We start from the raw sequence: 15951 nt of genomic DNA, 5'->3' as shown, positions 1-15951 counted from the left end.
GGCCGTAGGAGCCTACTTTCCGGCACCTGATCGGAATGACAAAAGGCGGTGAGCGATGCGGATCCACAGCGACTTGGCCGCGGCCGTGGGAAACACGCCGCTGATCCGGCTGAAGGGCGCGTCCGAGGCGACGGGCTGCGAGATCCTGGGCAAGGCCGAGTTCCTCAACCCCGGCCAGTCCGTCAAGGACCGTGCCGCTCTGTTCATCATCCGCGATGCGGTCGAGAAGGGCCTGCTGGAACCCGGCGGCACGATCGTCGAGGGCACCGCCGGCAACACGGGCATCGGCCTGTCCCTCGTCGGCGCGTCGATGGGCTTCAAGTCCGTGATCGTCATCCCCGAGACGCAGAGCCAGGAAAAGAAGGACATGATCCGCCTCGCCGGTGCGCAACTCGTCGAGGTTCCGGCCGTCCCCTACAGCAACCCGAACAACTACGTCCGCTACTCGGGCCGCCTCGCCGAAGAGCTTGCCCGGACCACCGAGCACGGCGCGATCTGGGCCAACCAGTTCGACAACACCGCCAACCGCCGCGCCCACGTCGAAACGACGGCCCCCGAGCTCTGGGAGCAGACGGGCGGCAAGATCGACGGCTTCATCTGCGCCGTCGGCTCGGGCGGAACGATCGCCGGCGTCGCCGAGGTGCTGCAGCCCCGCGGCGTGAAGATCGGTCTGGCGGATCCCGAAGGCTCGGGCATGTACAAGATCTACACCGGCGAAGAGAACGAGGGGAACTCGATCACCGAAGGGATCGGGCAAGGTCGCGTGACCGGCAATCTCGAGGGCTTCACGCCCGACTTCTCGTACCGCATCCCGGATGCCGAGGCATTGCCCGTGGTGTTCGATCTCCTGCGGGACGAGGGGCTCTGCATGGGCGGCTCGACCGGCACGAACGTCGCCGGTGCCATCCGCCTCGCACGCGAGCTTGGGCCCGGCCACACCGTCGTCACGGTCCTGTGCGACTACGGCACGCGCTACAGCTCGAAGATCTTCAACCCGGACTTCCTGCGTGAAAAGAGTCTGCCGACACCGGACTGGCTGACCGAGACCGCCGAACGCCGTGTCCCGGCGGTGTTCCAGGACGCTTGAGAAGGGGGAAGGGATCTATCTTCACGTAGGCCCTTGAACTCCCCCACACCCTTTCGCTACACCCGCCGGCGGAGAGGTGGCCGAGTGGTCGAAGGCGCACGCCTGGAAAGTGTGTAGGCGGGAAACCGTCTCGAGGGTTCGAATCCCTTCCTCTCCGCCACTGCCACCTCTCACTGACGTGCCTAAGATGGCTTCAGATGCCATAGAGCCCCGCTAACGCGGGGCTTTTTCTTTGTCCGAGGTTTCCGTAGCTTTCATTCGATTTCGCCCGTATGCTTCCGGTGCGTGGTATAAAGGGTGGTATGACAGCGGTGCTGAACGGAAAGCTGACGAAGCGACTGGTGGATAACCTGGGGCCGGGGCGCCACGGTGACGGCGCTGGCCTTTATCTGGTGGTCGACCCATCGGGGGCGCGGCGTTGGGTCGTGCGCGTGACGGTGAAGGGGCAAAAGAACCGCAAGGGCGCTCCGCTGCGAACGGATTTCGGTTTGGGGGGCGCCGATGTCGTGACGCTGAATCAAGCCCGCGATCGGGCGCTAGAATACCGCCGCATGGCAAAGGTGGGTCTCAATCCCCGCTTCAGTGCCAAGCGTGAGGTGCCGACTTTTGAGGAACTGGCGCAGCAAGTTCATATTGAGCGGATGCCGACTTGGAAGAACGCCAAGCACGGCCAGCAATGGCTGAACACCTTGCGTGACTATGCCTTTCCGAAGATTGGTCGGATGCCCGTCGACGCTATCGGGCAGCCCGAGGTGCTGATGTGCCTTTCTCCCATCTGGACGAGCAAGCACGAAACCGCGCGGCGCTTGGCGCAGCGGGTCAAGACGGTGCTGGATGTGGCGCGGTCGCGGAGGTTCCGAAACGGCGAGAACCCGGTCACGGCGGTGAAAGAGGGAGGGGTCCTGCCCAAGGTGAAGACCACGGTCGAGCATCACTACGCGATGCCGTGGCGCGATGTTCCGGGCTTCTATGCGGAACTGGAGGCGCGCAGTGCCACGGCGGCGAAGGCGCTGCAATTTACCATTCTGACCGGTTGTCGCACCTCAGAGGCGCTGGGAATGACATGGGATGAGGTGGACACCGCAAATCGGTTATGGACGATCCCGGCGGAGCGGATGAAGGGAGGAGATCAGCATCGGGTTCCCCTGACGGATGAAATGCTGCGCGTTCTCGAACCGATGACGGCGATGGCTTCAGCCTATGCCTTCGAAGGTCAGAAGCGGCACCGCCCCTTATCCAACATGTCGATGCTGATGCTTCTGCGGCGCATGGGCCGCGGTGACTACACCGTGCATGGCTTCCGTAGCACGTTCCGCGATTGGGCGGCGGAGGAGGCGGGCGCCCCGCGGGAGGTTGCCGAGGCTGCGCTAGCGCACCAATTCGGATCGGAGATAGAGCGGGCCTATGCGCGGTCGGACCTTCTGGAGCGGCGGCGAGAGCTGATGGGGCGCTGGTCGAACGAGGTAACTCGAGCGGCAAATGGGTGCCGCGATGGCTAGACGAAGAAGGGTAGTTGAGGGCGGTCGAGGTCCAGGTTGGTTGGAAGAACTGATCGGGTATCAGGACAGAGGGGGCTGGATCGCCCAACTCGACGGGAGGATGCCCGAGTTCCTGGATTTTGACGCCGTCTCGCGCCGAACTGGCGTTACTCTATCGACGGCCCAAGAAGATGGTGTGAGGTTCAGCGTCGAGGTCTTTGCTAAGCATTGGGTTTGCGAGATTTGGGGGCGCGACGAGGCGAATGAAGGGGAATTTGGCCATCTTGGCGAAACATCGATGCCGGCGAGCGACTTTGAAGGTTTGGTTGAGCGGATTGAGCGTGCCTCCCAAAATTTGAGCGCCCTTCTAAGTCAGCTAAGCGAGTTTGATCGCAGCTTGTTGCTTGCCCCGCACGGCTTGGCAGACGCTGTTGGCGATGGTCCTGACGCAGCCATCGATAGGACGACGGGTGCTGGGCTGCCGTACTTCGAGCCGGCTCTCGACGACTTTTTCGACTATTTGGCGTTCCGTCGCTATCTATCGTACTTTTCAGCAATGAAAGAGCGGAATGAGCCATACAACAATTCGTATTCCGAGCGATACGTAGAGGCGGAGGAGCGTCACAGTCTCGAGCGATTGTTCCGACACATCATGGCCGGGTTGGAGCGTGAACGTTTCCCTATGGGAGTGGCGGTTCCCACTGACGCTAATCCTGACTGTGAATCACCAATTATCGCTTTGCTCTTAGAAGTGCAGGCGCAGCTAGGCAGACTGTTAAACGAAGCCATCAGCCTCGGCCTGCTGCCATGGAAGCAGTACAATTACCGTCAAATGTGCCGCTTGGCATCTGCGAACATCAGCGATTTCAGGCAGATCTCGGAAGAGTTCGAGAGGTATCGGCGCAGCCATCGCGCTTAATCCGAATAAGTTGCCGCTACGAGGTTGTAACCGGATTTTTGCAGCGGCGTTATGCCGGTTAACGTCCAGCCATCAGCAGTAAGCCGAGAAAGGGCTAGTCGATGGCAGAGAACTCGAAACAAACCCCGAGACGGTTGTTCGACGAGGACCGCATTTTCTTCCCAGAAGACCCAGAGATGCGGGTTCTGGGCAGCGTAGAGAAGCTAGCTCAGTGGCGACACCGCAACCGCGGACCCGCCTTTATCCGCATCGGGCGGCGCATTGGGTACCATGGTACCGATCTAAACGATTATCTCAGTGCCCAGCGCACCGACCCGAACGGGGAGGCCGCATAATGAAAAGCCCCAACACCGCACGCGGAGCCAGGGCCTTTCATGTGACATCAACTGCCACGGTGGTACGTGCAACAGATGTCACATACGGCGCGTGTTACGCAAGCCCAGCCGAGGCGCGCTTCTATTGGGATCGCCTCAGCAACTCGATCCAGCCGTTGACGCTCCACTTGGGGAGCGTCTGCCATGAATGACCACTGGTTCAGCAATCCTACCCAAATTTACTATGCCTGCCGCGCGTTGGCGCGGGGGCACACGCTCAACCACATGGACGTTATCCGAGGCGTCCGAGGGTGGCGTCTCGGGGCAATCGTCCACACGCTCCGCTCTAACTACGGTTGGCCCATCTTGACCGAGTATCGGGGGCCGGAACGCATCGGTCACTATTATCTGGCGAAGACATGCGACCCAGCAAAGCTGGACTATCCGCCGTCGGCGCGTGGGCTGGTAATGGAACTGGAGACGCCGCACCGCGACGATCCCGACAACAGCAGCAATGGCACCGGTGGTCTTGATGGGTAGCTCCAAGAAAAAGGGGGAGGGGCAGTATGCCCCTCTCCCATACGGATTGCTCAAGAGCGCTGCATGGCGCAGCCTGTCGGGCGCCGCGGTGCGCTTGTTCCTCGAACTGCACACGCGCTTCAACGGCAGCAACAACGGCAAGCTGCGACTTTCCTTCGCCGAGGCGGCAGAGGCGCTCGGCATGGGTAAGGCGACCGTGCAGCGGGCCTATGCCGAACTAGTGGAGCGTGGCCTTGTGGCACTGGAGCGGGAAGGCAATTGGTATCACCGCCAAGCTCATGAATGGCGCCTGACAACGAAGCCGGTTCAGAAGGTCAGAGGAACCCAACCACCCTCCCATGACTGGCGGCGGTATCGAGGCAAAAAAACAGAACGCGGTTCTGGGATGGGCCAGTTAGGCGCCGCCGTGGTTCCGTTCGAGAACCCAATCGACAAGTCTGGTTCCATTTCAGAACCCGTCAGGGCCGTATCCAGTCGGCGGCACGGTTCTGGAACGGAACACTAATACTTACCACTCATACGAAGGAACGCGGCCATGACATCAACACCGACAACAGAGGCCCGCGAGGAGGCAGCGACGCGCCAGTTCCCAAAAATTCGTTACGGCGACGGCGAAAAAATTGACGTGGTAACGGTGCAGGATTTCCGCTTCGAACCTCTGATGGGGATCAAGACAGATGACGCCGCGCGGTTAGTCTTCTGCACCGCTCTTAGCGCATTGGGGAAGGCGGCCGAGACCTTCGCGTCCTTGGCCCCGGCCATGTTTGCAGAAGTGGAGCCAAGGGATGGCGTGGAGGCGACGTTAGTGGCGCAGATGACGGCTACTCACATCGCCATGACCAGCCTCTCCGAGAAGGCGTCTTACCAGACAAGCTATCAGGTGAGGGAGAGCTGCGAACGGTCGATGACGCGTCTTAGCAGGACGTTCCTGGCTCAGATGGAGGCGTTGAAGAAATACCGTGCGAAGGCGCAGCAACTGGTGCGCGTGGAGCGGGTCACGGTAAACGAAGGCGGGCAGGCCATTGTGGGCGACGTGACGCACACGGGGGGTGGTGCATGACTAGAACCGACCCTAACCCCATAGACCCTGTCATGCGCCTGCGTGCGGCCCCGCGCTGCACGGCGACGGCGAAGCGAACCGGGCTTCCATGCCAATGCCCGGCGAAGAAGGGCTGGCGGGTCTGTCGCCTTCACGGCGCCGGTGGAGGTGCACCCTGCGGACCTACCCACCCCAACTACCGTCATGGGCTGCGGACGCGCGATGCTAAGGCCATACGCGCCCTCACGCGGCTTCTGTGTCGGGATGCGACGGAACACGGGGGATATTTCTGACGCCTCTGCCGGATGCCGGCCGACGCGTCGACGTTCGCGCTTCGGGTCTCGCGGGCGGAACGAGAGCAAGCGCAGTCCTTCGCCCATCTATGTTTTGGACGGAGGCCGCCGCTACGAAGCGTCCGTGCCACCGCCCAAAATCGAACAGCTAAAAGCCCCTTGCCGAATCGGAACGGAATGGTAGCCTAGCCGGTATGCGCGTAGTCCTCTCACTGTTATGCTTGTCGTTCCCTTTAGCTGCCAATGCCGAAAGAACGACTATATTTTCGAAGGGCTCATGGGTCGTCGAATATGTGTCCAGCGATGATGTGACTTGGTGCGAGGCGACTACGACAAACCAACAGAACCAAACCTTCGATTTGACTGCGTTTGCTAGCGGCGATTTCACAATTTATGTTTGGGATGCGAATTGGGATATCGAATCGCGCCCCGTCTCATTCATTATTGACATTGATTATTCTCGTTGGAACATGGACGGTACGGCAAGTGGAAAATCTGTGTCTGTGACCCCATCGGACGCAACTAAGACAGTTGATTTTCTATCGGATCTTAAGAGGGGCCGAGCTGTTGCTCTTTACAATGATGATGAATTTAGGCTCGCCACCTTTTCGCTGAGCGGTTCAAGCGCGGCGATTGATAGCTTGATGGACTGTTGGGAAAAGACTTCTCCACTGGACACACCGGCTTCACCTTCTGACCCGTTCGCGACGACAAGCGATCCGTTCATCTAGCTGCTGTTTGTCTGGGCGGAAGTGCGCCAGTGCACCGCGAGAAAGGACGGTACGTCTGCCGGCTGCATGGCGCCGGTGGCGGGGCGCCTTCTGGTTGCGCGCATCCGAACTGCCGTCACGGCCTGCGAACGAACGAACTGCGGGCGATTAGGGAGTTGGTGCGCCTGCTGACCGTGGTGTAGCCTCTCTAATCAGTGAGCAGAGTTCCGGGTATTCGTTCAGCACCCCTAGGGGGACGGTCGGCTGACGACTAGGAGCCTGAATCGCTTCTTTGAGACGCTGCTGCGGACCTGTCGGATAGGAATTGGAATGAGCGAACCGCATGAAGAGAAGTCAAATGGGAAGCCACGCTTACCAAATGTGACAAGACTTAGGCGTGCGATCAAGAAGGATGAATCCATCCATGAGGATGTGCGTGAAGAAATGCTCCAAGACTTAGATAAGCTGGTTAATGAGGTGCTAAGGTCCCGCTCTATAATATCGTCTATCGAGAGGCTTCTATGGTGGTTCTTACGCGATGCCGGCTGGGCGAACGAATCCAGCAAGGATGCAACGGAGTGCGATGAAGGCAAGAAAAGTCCTTCCGAACACCTTTTGGGGGGTATCCTTGTGAGGCGCATGTGGTTTCAGAGCGCCTTAAGAGAGCTGCAGGGTTTGGAGAGAAGTCGTCGCGAGGGACGCATCGGGTAGCGCGGAGTGGTATTTTACGTGGTACGTTTCCAAGGGCGCGAATAGAAAGTCAATATTTCTAGAAGCTTGCCGGGATTGTGCGGAGGACGTCCCCCCGCCACTTGCCTTCGCGAAAGCGTTCTCTCGATCCGGCTGCGGCCGGATCTTTCCGTTGTTTTCGCGGGTTATGCGGGATGGGCTGAGCACCGGCGGCGGCGCCAAGCGGCCCGGAAGTGGTCTCTCGGGGTCGATATTCTCCGGAGCTGTTGCCTGCGCCAATTCAGTGAAATTTTGACAAGCACTTGATAAAAATGCGTTTTATCAGGCATCCCGCTGAACACTTCGATTTCAGGGGCGCATCCCCGGAAGGAACAGAAATCGAACTTCATTTCGGGGTTGTTCTCACCGGCTTGGCAGCAGTTCTCCCTGCTCGGGCGCGGCTTCTCCTGACGAGAACAGCGAGTCAATGATAGCTTTTGGCACGCGGCGACGCTCCATGATGGAGCGCAACCGACTGAGAAATCGAGGATCCTCGACGTTCGACGGGGAGACGTTCTTCTCAACAAGACGGACGGAGGGTGGCTCAAACGCAAGTGGCCTGCCCAATCGGGTGGTCCGGGTTTAGTCTTAGTGCATGACGGAACTTGGCGCTACGGCCGGAGTGGCCGGCGAAGCGGCTCCGGATTGCGGAGCCGGCCACTGCACCACCTCGGGCGCCGGGGGCCGGTAGCCCAAGGATGAGTGCGGTCGCTTCATGTTGTAATGCCTGCGTCAGCTTTCGATAACGATCTTGGCTTCGGCAAGGCTGTAGAAGATCTCGCCATTCAGCAGCTCGTCCGCTGCCCGGCAGGCGATTGCGAAGCAATCTGCCGAGAGGGGCGGAGCTTCGAGTTGAAGCTTTCGCAGTAGCCGTTCTCCCAGGGACTGCCGGGCTCGATGAATGCTGTCTTTGCTCCCACGGCATCGATCCAGTCCCGAACAGCTTTGGCGATGAACTCCGGACCGTTATCCGAGCGAACATGACCGGGCACACCTCGCAAGATGAACAGTTCGGTCAGGACATCGATCACCGCGGTCGAGTTCAGCTTCCGGTCGATCCTGATGGCCAGGCATTCCCGGCTGAACTCGTCGATTACGTTGAGCATGCGGAACTTCCTTCCATCGTGCGTCCGGCTTTCGACGAAGTCGTAGGATCCCGCTGACCGGCAGGTGATTGCTCGCAATCACCGAGAGGGGGACGTGGTTCGGTCGCTCCGGCCGCAGACGGATGCAGGACCCGTCACCCCGCCAGAGGCGACCCTTCTTTGGTTGCTTCTGGGGAACCTTCAGCCCCTCCCGCCGCCATATCCGCTCGACCCGCTTGGCGTTCACGACCCAGCCAGCCTCACGAAGAAGCGCTGTGATGCGACGATAGCCGTAGCGCCCGTATTGACTGGCGAGCGCGACGATATCCGCGGTCAGCGCGTCCTCGTCGGCTCGTCCCTGCGGCACCTTCCGCTGGGTCGATCGATGCTGGCCGAGCACACGGCAGGCGAACCGTTCCGTGACGCCGAACTTCTGCCTGATGTGATCGACGCACCGACGGCGGCGGGCGGGGCTCAGAAGTTTCCCGAGGCGGCCTCCCGCAGGATCAGCTTCTCAAGCGTCAGGTCGGAAACGGCCTTCCGCAGCCGCTCGTTCTCTTTCTCGAGCTCCTTCAGCCGCTTCACCTGGTCGGTCTTCAGACCGCCATACTCCTTGCGCCACCGGTAGTAGGTGAACTGGGTCACGCCAATCGACCGCACCGCCTCGGCCACCGACCTGCCATGCGATACCAGCACGTCGACCTGCCGAAGCTTCGCGACAATCTCCCGGCTTGTGTCTCTTCTGGGGTATTCTTGCATCCTCCAACTGGCTCGAAAGCCATACTTCAGGGAGGACCACTTTTCAGGGGGCAGGCCAGCATGGCGATTGATGCCAGCCTGATCGAGGCGGACGCGAACAAGCAGAACTCGACGCCGAAGGTGGACTGGGACGTCTCGCAGATCGCTTCAGCCGATGCGCCCCGCGCAGTCCGCGAGTATCTGGACACACTGGACGAGGCCGCGTTCGGCGCCGCCAGCGAGGTCCAGCCCAAGTTCACCTCGCATTCCGACCCAGCCAGCCAGTGGACCGCGGCTCGTAAAGGGCCTGCGTTCTTCAGCTATTCCGACAACTACCTGATCGACACGGACCACGGCGTCATCGTCGATGTCGAGGCGACACGGTCGATCCGGCAGGCCGAGGTCGGTTCAACCAAGGCCATGCTGGATCGGGTGAAAGCCAGGTTCGGCCTGCATCCCGAGCGCTTGATCGCGGATACGGCCTACGGCACCGGCCCGATGCTGGGCTGGCTGGTCGAGCGCAAGATCGCACCGCACATCCCGGTCTTCGACAAGTCTGGCCGCAGCGATGGCACCTGGAGCCGGGCGGACTTCGAGTGGGACGCCGAGAACGACCAATACGTTTGCCCCGAGGGCCAGGCACTGAAGCAGTTCCGCCGGAACTATTCCGACCCGAACCGGGGACCGACCAGTGAGGGTCGGGCCAAATACCGCGCCCTGAAACTGACCTGCCAGGCCTGCCCGTCGAAACAGCACTGCTGCCCGAACGCCGATGCCCGATCCGTCACCCGCGAGGAACACGAAGACGCCCGCCAGGTCGCCCGCGACATCGCCAGAACAGAGCAAGACGCGGTCTCGATGAAGCAGCGGAAGAAGGTCGAGATGCTCTTCGCGCACCTCAAGCGTATCCTCGGCCTTGGGAGGCTCCGACTACGGGGACCATGCGGCGCGAACGACGAATTCCTGCTCGCCGCCACCGCCCAGAACCTCCGGAAACTGGCGAAGATCCTTCCCGCACCGCAGGAACCGCGAAATGCCTGACAAGAAAGGCGCCTGCGCCAATCACGAGCGCCAGGATTCTGCGCTCGCGAACAGGTGTTTTCCCACAGAATCGGCGGAAAGCGGACTTGCGGCGTTGCCGCGAGGCGGGCGCAACATATCGTCGAAGCGGAGATCCAGGCCGGCAGGCTGCGATGACCCGGCTGGCGGTCATGAAGGGCGGAGAGCAGCCGTTCGCCGCGCCTTGATCGAACTTCGGCAATGCGCAGAAAGCAGACCCCTCGAGCCTGCAGGCACAGGTGAAGCTCACTGTCGCGATCGGCCCATTGCGGACCTTCATGCACGGCGCAGCGGACGGCAGCTCTGAGCCCGTTTTACCAATTCGCCGGGATGCAGCGAAGAACACCTCACACTTTCGGACACACCCGTGCCGGACCCTGTGATTCTGCCCCGAGATCCGCTTGGGCGGATCTTCTCGTTGACTCACCACGACGGCGGTCGATTGGAACCAGGTAAAGCCCGACGATGTCGCTGACATTCTCCTCGGACACCGGGTCCAACCGGTTGTCCGAGAAATTATTCTTCGCAGTCCATTGTCGTGCCGGTCGCGGCCCATCATCTTAGATCCATTGGCACTCCGGTATGGCGAGTGCTAACGTGCTTTCTGAACATCGCCATGCTCCCTTGGAATTCAAAGAAGGAGCGTTTTCGTGCCGTTCACCCCCCTCCACGACCGAGTTCTCGTTCGCCGCATCGAAGGTGACGAGACAACCTCGGGCGGGCTCATCATCCCTGACACAGCCAAAGAGAAGCCCCAGGAAGGCGAGATCGTCTCGGTCGGGCCCGGCGCAAAGGACGAGGACGGCGATCGCATCGCCATGGACGTCAAGGCCGGCGACCGAATCCTGTTCGGAAAATGGTCGGGCACCGAAATCAAGCTCGACGGTGAGGATCTCATGATCATGAAGGAAGGCGACATTCTCGGCGTCATGGCCTGACCCGATGCTACGCCTAAATTTCATTCTCAGGAGCACATGATCATGTCCGCCAAAGACGTAAGATTCAACACCGATGCCCGTGACCGCATGCTGAAAGGCATCAACACGCTGGCCAACGCCGTGAAGGTCACTCTCGGCCCCAAGGGCCGGAACGTCATCCTCGACAAGTCCTGGGGTGCTCCGCGCATCACCAAGGACGGCGTGACCGTCGCCAAGGAGATCGAGCTGTCCGACCATTTCGAGAACATGGGCGCGCAGATGGTCAAGGAAGTGGCGCAGCGCACCAATGACGAAGCCGGCGACGGGACCACCACCGCGACCGTTCTGGCACAGGCCATTGTCAAGGAGGGCATGAAGTCGGTCGCGGCAGGCATGAACCCGATGGATCTCAAGCGCGGGATCGACAAAGCCGTCGCTGCTGTCGTGGCCGAGATAAAGTCCATGTCCCGACCGGTGGGCGATACTGACGAGATTGCGAAGATCGGCGCCATCTCGGCGAATGGCGAGACGGCAATCGGTCGGCAAATAGCGGACGCAATGCTGAAGGTTGGCAACGAAGGCGTGATCACCGTCGAAGAGAACAAGGGGCTGGATACCGAGACCGATGTGGTCGAGGGGATGCAGTTCGACCGCGGCTACCTCAGCCCATACTTCATCACTGACGCGCAGAAGATGGTCGTCGAACTGGATGAGTGCGTGATCCTGCTACATGAGAAGAAGCTGTCATCCTTGCAGGCAATGGTGCCACTTCTCGAGTTGGTCATTCAGGCTGGAAAGCCACTGCTGATCGTTGCGGAGGACATCGAGGGCGAGGCGCTGGCGACGCTGGTCGTCAACAAGCTGCGCGGCGGGCTCAAGGTGGCGGCCGTCAAGGCGCCGGGGTTCGGAGATCGTCGCAAGGCGATGATGGAAGACCTCGCTGTGCTGACGGGCGGCCAGGTGATCTCCGTCGAGATGGGCACAAAGCTCGAGAATGTCACCCTGGACATGCTTGGCACTGCCAAGAGGGTTGCGATCACCAAGGATGACACGACGATCATCGATGGCGCCGGCAACAAGGATGCGATCGCGGCGCGGGTCACGCAGATCCGGGCACAGATCGAAGATACGACGTCCGACTACGACAAGGAGAAGCTCCAGGAACGGCTGGCCAAGCTTGCCGGCGGCATCGCAGTGATCCGCGTCGGCGGTGCCACCGAGACCGAGGTGAAGGAGCGCAAGGACCGCGTAGATGATGCGCTGAACGCCACTCGCGCGGCGGTTCAGGAAGGCGTCGTGCCAGGAGGAGGCGTGGCACTCGTTCATGCGGGCAAGGTTCTGGCGACGCTCAGGGGAGAGAACGACGACCAGGATGCCGGGATCAAGATCGTCCGCCGTGCAATCCAGGCGCCGCTGCGCCAGATCGCCGGGAATGCCGGTGTCGACGGGTCGGTTGTCGTGGGAAAGGTCATCGAAAGCGACAGCCGGAGCTTCGGTTTCGATGCGCAAGCCGAGGAATACGTCGACATGCTGAAAGCCGGCGTCATTGATCCGACGAAAGTCGTTCGCATTGCGCTCGAGAACGCCGCGTCTATTGGTGGACTGTTGATAACGACTGAAGCGATGATCGCCGAGAAACCCGAAAAGGCCGGTGCTGACAGCGAAATGTCAGGCATGGGCGGAATGAACGGTATGATGTGAACGACAGCGTCCCGTGGCACCGGCCTCGGGACGCCGAGGAAGTTCAGTTCAAAACGACTCGTGACGGGTCGGTATGTAGTTCCGGTAGAGCTGGATGCGCGGCCGCGAAGCTGGGCGACTGCTCCGGAAAGTATGCTTCGTCAAGCTGCAGGCCGCGGCGTATGCCGAGGCGGTCCGCGCTACTCGCCTGTCGAATTACGATTCACTGCGACACTTTTACAAAGACTATCCCCCGCTCAGGACACCTCGCCGCGTAGGCTGCAACAGGTATTACCGGAGCTACAAGAGCCCTCGAGAGGAGCAATGCAATGGCAGAACGTTTAGTGGACGTCGTGGACAGCAACGGACGAGTAGTTCACACGTATCCCGTCACGCTTGGCAACTCTCGGGGAGAGGCCAGCGACGCTGATTATCAAGCAAAAGCGCTGGAGGCCGCCGGCCATGGACTGTTGGTCCCCGATGACGAACTCGCAGGATTGACCGCTCGAATGCACCGGAGCCGGGGTGGCCAACTACAGCCTTATGGCGACGAGACAAGCAGTGATTCAGAGACGAGGCTCGGCCTGGAACAGGCGGTGCGTGAACGGGCACATGCCCTTTGGGAACAGGAAGGGCGCCCAGAGGGGCGCGCGGAAGATCATTGGCACCGTGCTCATGATCAACATATTCGTGAGCGTGCCTACGTCCTGTGGCAACAAGAGGGAAGTCCCGAAGGTGGGGCTGAAACTGATTGGGATCGGACGCGCGACTTCGAGGCCGAGTGACGATCGCTGGTGGCGCGATGACGCATCCATTTTCCAATCCAGCATTCGTCAAGATATTCGGAAGCGACCTGCCTGCCGGAACGGCAGCGTTCGATCTGAGACTGGCATTGCGCAGGATGCGAGCTTCCCATGGGGATCTTCATTAGCTTCCCCGCGTTCTGTCGAGTGAGAAAGGATGCGCAGCGCGTCCTGACGCGAATCTTGAAAGGCGGCACAAACACCGATAGCCGTAGAGCATGCTCGTGCTCGACAACATCATCAGCGATCGCGGCTCAAGATATGCAGTCGCCGGCAAGCCCTGTAGCTCCGAGAAAGAGGCGAAGGCCTTCGTCAAGGAACTGCAACGCCGGAAGAAGTTCGCAAAGGCAACCCACAACAGCTGGGGCTTGCTGACGGATGAACGACGGACAAAGAACGACGATGGTGAGAGTGGCGCAGGAATGGTGATCCTGCGGATGCTGGAACGCCAAAACCTGCGTAACCATGTCATCGTTGTCACACGCTGGTATGGCGGCAAGCATCTCGGCGGCGATCGTTTCCGGCATGTGCAGGAAGCGGTCCGCGTCTACTTGGAGGAGGTATCGGCCGTCCCGCGCGAGAGCGACTGATTGTCCGGGTCCAGGTGCGGATTTGACGCTTCGCCGCGTCGCCGAAGGTCCGCATCGAGCCCAAACTGACCGCGGCGGATGACGCCGAGTTCGCAGGTGAGCTGCTGCCAGTTCCGTGGATTCGACGGTAAAATCGCGAGCGTATCGAAGAAGGGGCAAAAGAACTCTGCCGCTGCGCTGAACCTGTCGCAGAGGCCCACTCGCGCCTCCACACCTCCAGACGCTTCGTGTTTTGCCATTCCGCGCCTTTAGCGCCTATGCTTTGCCTTAACTCGACGGCGGTTTTGAGATGTCCACAGCGAAAGACGCCCGCTTCTGGGATCGAACTTCGCGGCGCTACTCGAAAGCCAAGATCGCCGATCAGGGAGGATATGAGCGGACGCTGGAACGGACACGCGCGCTGCTGTCCCCGGACGCCAGGGTGCTGGAGTTGGGCTGCGGCACGGGATCGACCGCTTTGCGGCTCGCCGACGGAGTAAGTATCTACCTCGCCACCGACATCTCAGAACGGATGATTGCGATTGCGGAAGAGAAGCGCGTCGCCGATCCCGTCGACGGCCTCGCATTTCGCACAGCGACGGCAGAGAGTATCGCAGTGGAGCCTGCCAGATACGATGCCGTTCTGGGCTTCAACTACCTTCACCTCGTCCGCGACCCGAACGTCGCATTGCGCCACATTCATGACGTGCTGGTGCCCGGCGGTCTGTTCTTCTCGAAGACACCCTGTCTTGGGGATATGAACGTGCTCATACGCACGATCGTCTTTGCGAGCGAGGCCGAGCAGGCTCGAAACGATGCCACGCCGGTCGGCGTTTGCTACTGACATCACGGCCGCATTGTTCGCCGCCTGAAAGAGCGCGTATCCGGCGGTCAGCACCGCCAGCGCAGCGGTATATCCAGCGACGCCGGCGGAAGATGGCAGTGTCGCGAGGAGCAGCGATCCCGTTCCCGTCACGCAGAGCCCCAGTGTTACAGCCGTCGGGGCGCCCAGCCGTTCGACAAGCCGGCCCGATGGCACGCCAGCCAATGCGGCCACGGCGGGTCCGACGGACATCACCGCGCCGAGAGCGGCTGCGTCCAGACCTTGGCCTGCGGCGAGATAAAACGGTCCCACCACAAGGGTAGCCATGACCACCGTCGCAATCAGCGCCGCAAGCGCCTGGCCGGTGCGCAGGGGCGGCTCCGACAAAACTCCGAGGTCCACCAGCGGCGCAACGGATTGCGCCTCGATCCGCAGAAACAGGAGCAATCCAGCGACGGCGGCGGCCAGCAGCGCCAGGTTGAGCGTTCCGAAACCGCCGTTGAGGGTCATCGAAAGGGCATAACAGGCAAGCGAGGCAGCCAGCGTGAGAGTGCCGGTCAGATCGAACTGCTGATTGCTCGCGATCTGGCGGTCGGCGGGCAGTCCGCCCAGGACCATCGCCGCGGTGAGAGCCCCCAGCGGCAGACCGATCGCGAACGAGGCCTGCCATCCGAAGGCCGCGATCAGCGCACCGCCCAGTGAGGGGCCCAAGGCTGTTCCGATGGCAGACATGGTGCCAAGGATGCCCATCGCCCGCCCGAGCATCTCGCGCGGCAGGGCGTCGCCTGCCAAAGCCATGGATAGTGCAAGCATCATCGCAGCCCCGGCGCCCTGAACCGCACGCGCAGCGATCAGGAGAGGAAGGCTGCTGGCCATCGCGCAAAGCGCTGATGCGAGGGTGAACACCATGATCCCGACCAGCAGCATGCGCCGGCGGCCGAACAGATCTCCCAGCCGACCGGCGCCCACGATCAGCGCCGTGGACGCGACAAGGTAGGCGATCACCACCCATTGCGCCTGTTGAATCGAGGTGCCGAAGTGATCCATCAAGGTCGGCAGACCGACATTGGCGATGCTGGTGCCGAGCGAGGCGAGAAGGACGCTCGATCCGATGGCGGCAAGCGACCATCTGGAGACTTGTGAGGCGTTGGGTGCCACGGCTCAAGCC

The 15951-nt window shown here is 61.1% G+C and carries 12 protein-coding genes, 1 tRNA gene and 3 pseudogenes; 14 read left to right on the top strand and 2 right to left on the bottom strand.

Annotated elements, in window-relative coordinates:
- The first annotated feature begins 55 nt into the window (after positions 1 to 55).
- The 8 genes from PAM7066_RS15290 to PAM7066_RS18715 all read left to right on the top strand — a co-directional run bounded on the left by PAM7066_RS15290 (position 56) and on the right by PAM7066_RS18715 (position 6401).
- The gene (locus PAM7066_RS15290; RefSeq protein WP_085855095.1) at positions 56 to 1087 is read left to right on the top strand and encodes a cysteine synthase A; all 1032 of its coding nucleotides are present in this window, start codon (positions 56 to 58) and stop codon (positions 1085 to 1087) included.
- A 70-nt stretch (positions 1088 to 1157) separates the two neighbouring features.
- A tRNA-Ser gene (locus PAM7066_RS15285) sits at positions 1158 to 1247 on the top strand.
- 142 nt (positions 1248 to 1389) lie between these two features.
- Positions 1390 to 2586 carry a tyrosine-type recombinase/integrase gene (locus PAM7066_RS15280; protein ID WP_085855094.1) on the top strand — a complete coding sequence of 399 codons (1197 nt, stop codon included), beginning with the start codon at positions 1390 to 1392 and terminating at the stop codon, positions 2584 to 2586.
- A 40-nt stretch (positions 2587 to 2626) separates the two neighbouring features.
- A complete protein-coding gene (locus PAM7066_RS15275; RefSeq protein WP_085855093.1) occupies positions 2627 to 3484 on the top strand; it encodes a hypothetical protein in 858 nt (285 codons plus the stop codon).
- A gap of 518 nt (positions 3485 to 4002) precedes the next feature.
- Positions 4003 to 4338: a hypothetical protein gene (locus PAM7066_RS15265; RefSeq protein WP_175484691.1), complete on the top strand. Its 336-nt coding sequence runs from the start codon at positions 4003 to 4005 to the stop codon at positions 4336 to 4338.
- Positions 4331 to 4843, top strand: a complete 513-nt coding sequence (locus tag PAM7066_RS15260; protein WP_085855153.1) for a MarR family transcriptional regulator — start codon at positions 4331 to 4333, stop codon at positions 4841 to 4843. The genes PAM7066_RS15265 and PAM7066_RS15260 overlap by 8 nt, the downstream gene beginning before the upstream one ends.
- A gap of 30 nt (positions 4844 to 4873) precedes the next feature.
- Positions 4874 to 5398 (top strand): hypothetical protein, encoded by a 525-nt coding sequence (locus PAM7066_RS15255; RefSeq protein ID WP_085855091.1) that lies wholly within the window; start codon positions 4874 to 4876, stop codon positions 5396 to 5398.
- 466 nt (positions 5399 to 5864) lie between these two features.
- Positions 5865 to 6401, top strand: a complete 537-nt coding sequence (locus PAM7066_RS18715) for a hypothetical protein (RefSeq protein ID WP_139215032.1) — start codon at positions 5865 to 5867, stop codon at positions 6399 to 6401.
- A 1296-nt stretch (positions 6402 to 7697) separates the two neighbouring features.
- Here PAM7066_RS18715 and PAM7066_RS15245 read toward each other — a convergent pair.
- Positions 7698 to 8945: pseudogene (locus tag PAM7066_RS15245) on the bottom strand (IS3 family transposase).
- 47 nt (positions 8946 to 8992) lie between these two features.
- Here PAM7066_RS15245 and PAM7066_RS15240 point away from each other — a divergent pair.
- From PAM7066_RS15240 to PAM7066_RS19660, 6 genes and pseudogenes are all read left to right on the top strand, one after another.
- Positions 8993 to 9973: pseudogene (locus PAM7066_RS15240) on the top strand (transposase); the annotation flags it as partial.
- A gap of 668 nt (positions 9974 to 10641) precedes the next feature.
- Positions 10642 to 10929, top strand: a complete 288-nt coding sequence (locus tag PAM7066_RS15235) for a co-chaperone GroES (RefSeq protein WP_085855089.1) — start codon at positions 10642 to 10644, stop codon at positions 10927 to 10929.
- 42 nt (positions 10930 to 10971) lie between these two features.
- A complete protein-coding gene (groL, locus tag PAM7066_RS15230; RefSeq protein ID WP_085855152.1) occupies positions 10972 to 12609 on the top strand; it encodes a chaperonin GroEL in 1638 nt (545 codons plus the stop codon).
- A 308-nt stretch (positions 12610 to 12917) separates the two neighbouring features.
- Positions 12918 to 13373, top strand: coding sequence for a DUF2934 domain-containing protein (locus tag PAM7066_RS15225; protein WP_085855088.1), 456 nt, complete (start codon positions 12918 to 12920; stop codon positions 13371 to 13373).
- 236 nt (positions 13374 to 13609) lie between these two features.
- Positions 13610 to 13981: a YigZ family protein gene (locus PAM7066_RS15220; RefSeq protein WP_085855087.1), complete on the top strand. Its 372-nt coding sequence runs from the start codon at positions 13610 to 13612 to the stop codon at positions 13979 to 13981.
- A gap of 289 nt (positions 13982 to 14270) precedes the next feature.
- Positions 14271 to 14804 carry a class I SAM-dependent methyltransferase gene (locus tag PAM7066_RS19660; protein WP_085855151.1) on the top strand — a complete coding sequence of 178 codons (534 nt, stop codon included), beginning with the start codon at positions 14271 to 14273 and terminating at the stop codon, positions 14802 to 14804.
- On the opposite strand, the pseudogene PAM7066_RS15210 reads toward PAM7066_RS19660, so the two are convergent.
- Positions 14763 to 15941 (bottom strand): annotated as a pseudogene (locus PAM7066_RS15210) (MFS transporter); the annotation flags it as partial. The gene PAM7066_RS19660 and the pseudogene PAM7066_RS15210 sit on opposite strands and share 42 nt — an antisense overlap.
- Between the last annotated feature and the right edge of the window lie 10 nt (positions 15942 to 15951).

Source organism: Palleronia marisminoris (assembly GCF_900172315.1).
Lineage (GTDB): Bacteria > Pseudomonadota > Alphaproteobacteria > Rhodobacterales > Rhodobacteraceae > Palleronia > Palleronia marisminoris.
This window is presented reverse-complemented; position numbering and strand designations above follow the sequence as displayed.

Coding starts and splice junctions, on each gene's coding strand:
- PAM7066_RS15290 (WP_085855095.1), top strand. CDS start 56: ATGCGGATCCACAGCGACTTGGCCGCGGCCGTGGGAAACACGCCGCTG.
- PAM7066_RS15280 (WP_085855094.1), top strand. CDS start 1,390: ATGACAGCGGTGCTGAACGGAAAGCTGACGAAGCGACTGGTGGATAAC.
- PAM7066_RS15265 (WP_175484691.1), top strand. CDS start 4,003: ATGAATGACCACTGGTTCAGCAATCCTACCCAAATTTACTATGCCTGC.
- PAM7066_RS15260 (WP_085855153.1), top strand. CDS start 4,331: ATGGGTAGCTCCAAGAAAAAGGGGGAGGGGCAGTATGCCCCTCTCCCA.
- PAM7066_RS15255 (WP_085855091.1), top strand. CDS start 4,874: ATGACATCAACACCGACAACAGAGGCCCGCGAGGAGGCAGCGACGCGC.
- PAM7066_RS18715 (WP_139215032.1), top strand. CDS start 5,865: ATGCGCGTAGTCCTCTCACTGTTATGCTTGTCGTTCCCTTTAGCTGCC.
- groL (WP_085855152.1), top strand. CDS start 10,972: ATGTCCGCCAAAGACGTAAGATTCAACACCGATGCCCGTGACCGCATG.
- PAM7066_RS15225 (WP_085855088.1), top strand. CDS start 12,918: ATGGCAGAACGTTTAGTGGACGTCGTGGACAGCAACGGACGAGTAGTT.
- PAM7066_RS15220 (WP_085855087.1), top strand. CDS start 13,610: ATGCTCGTGCTCGACAACATCATCAGCGATCGCGGCTCAAGATATGCA.
- PAM7066_RS19660 (WP_085855151.1), top strand. CDS start 14,271: ATGTCCACAGCGAAAGACGCCCGCTTCTGGGATCGAACTTCGCGGCGC.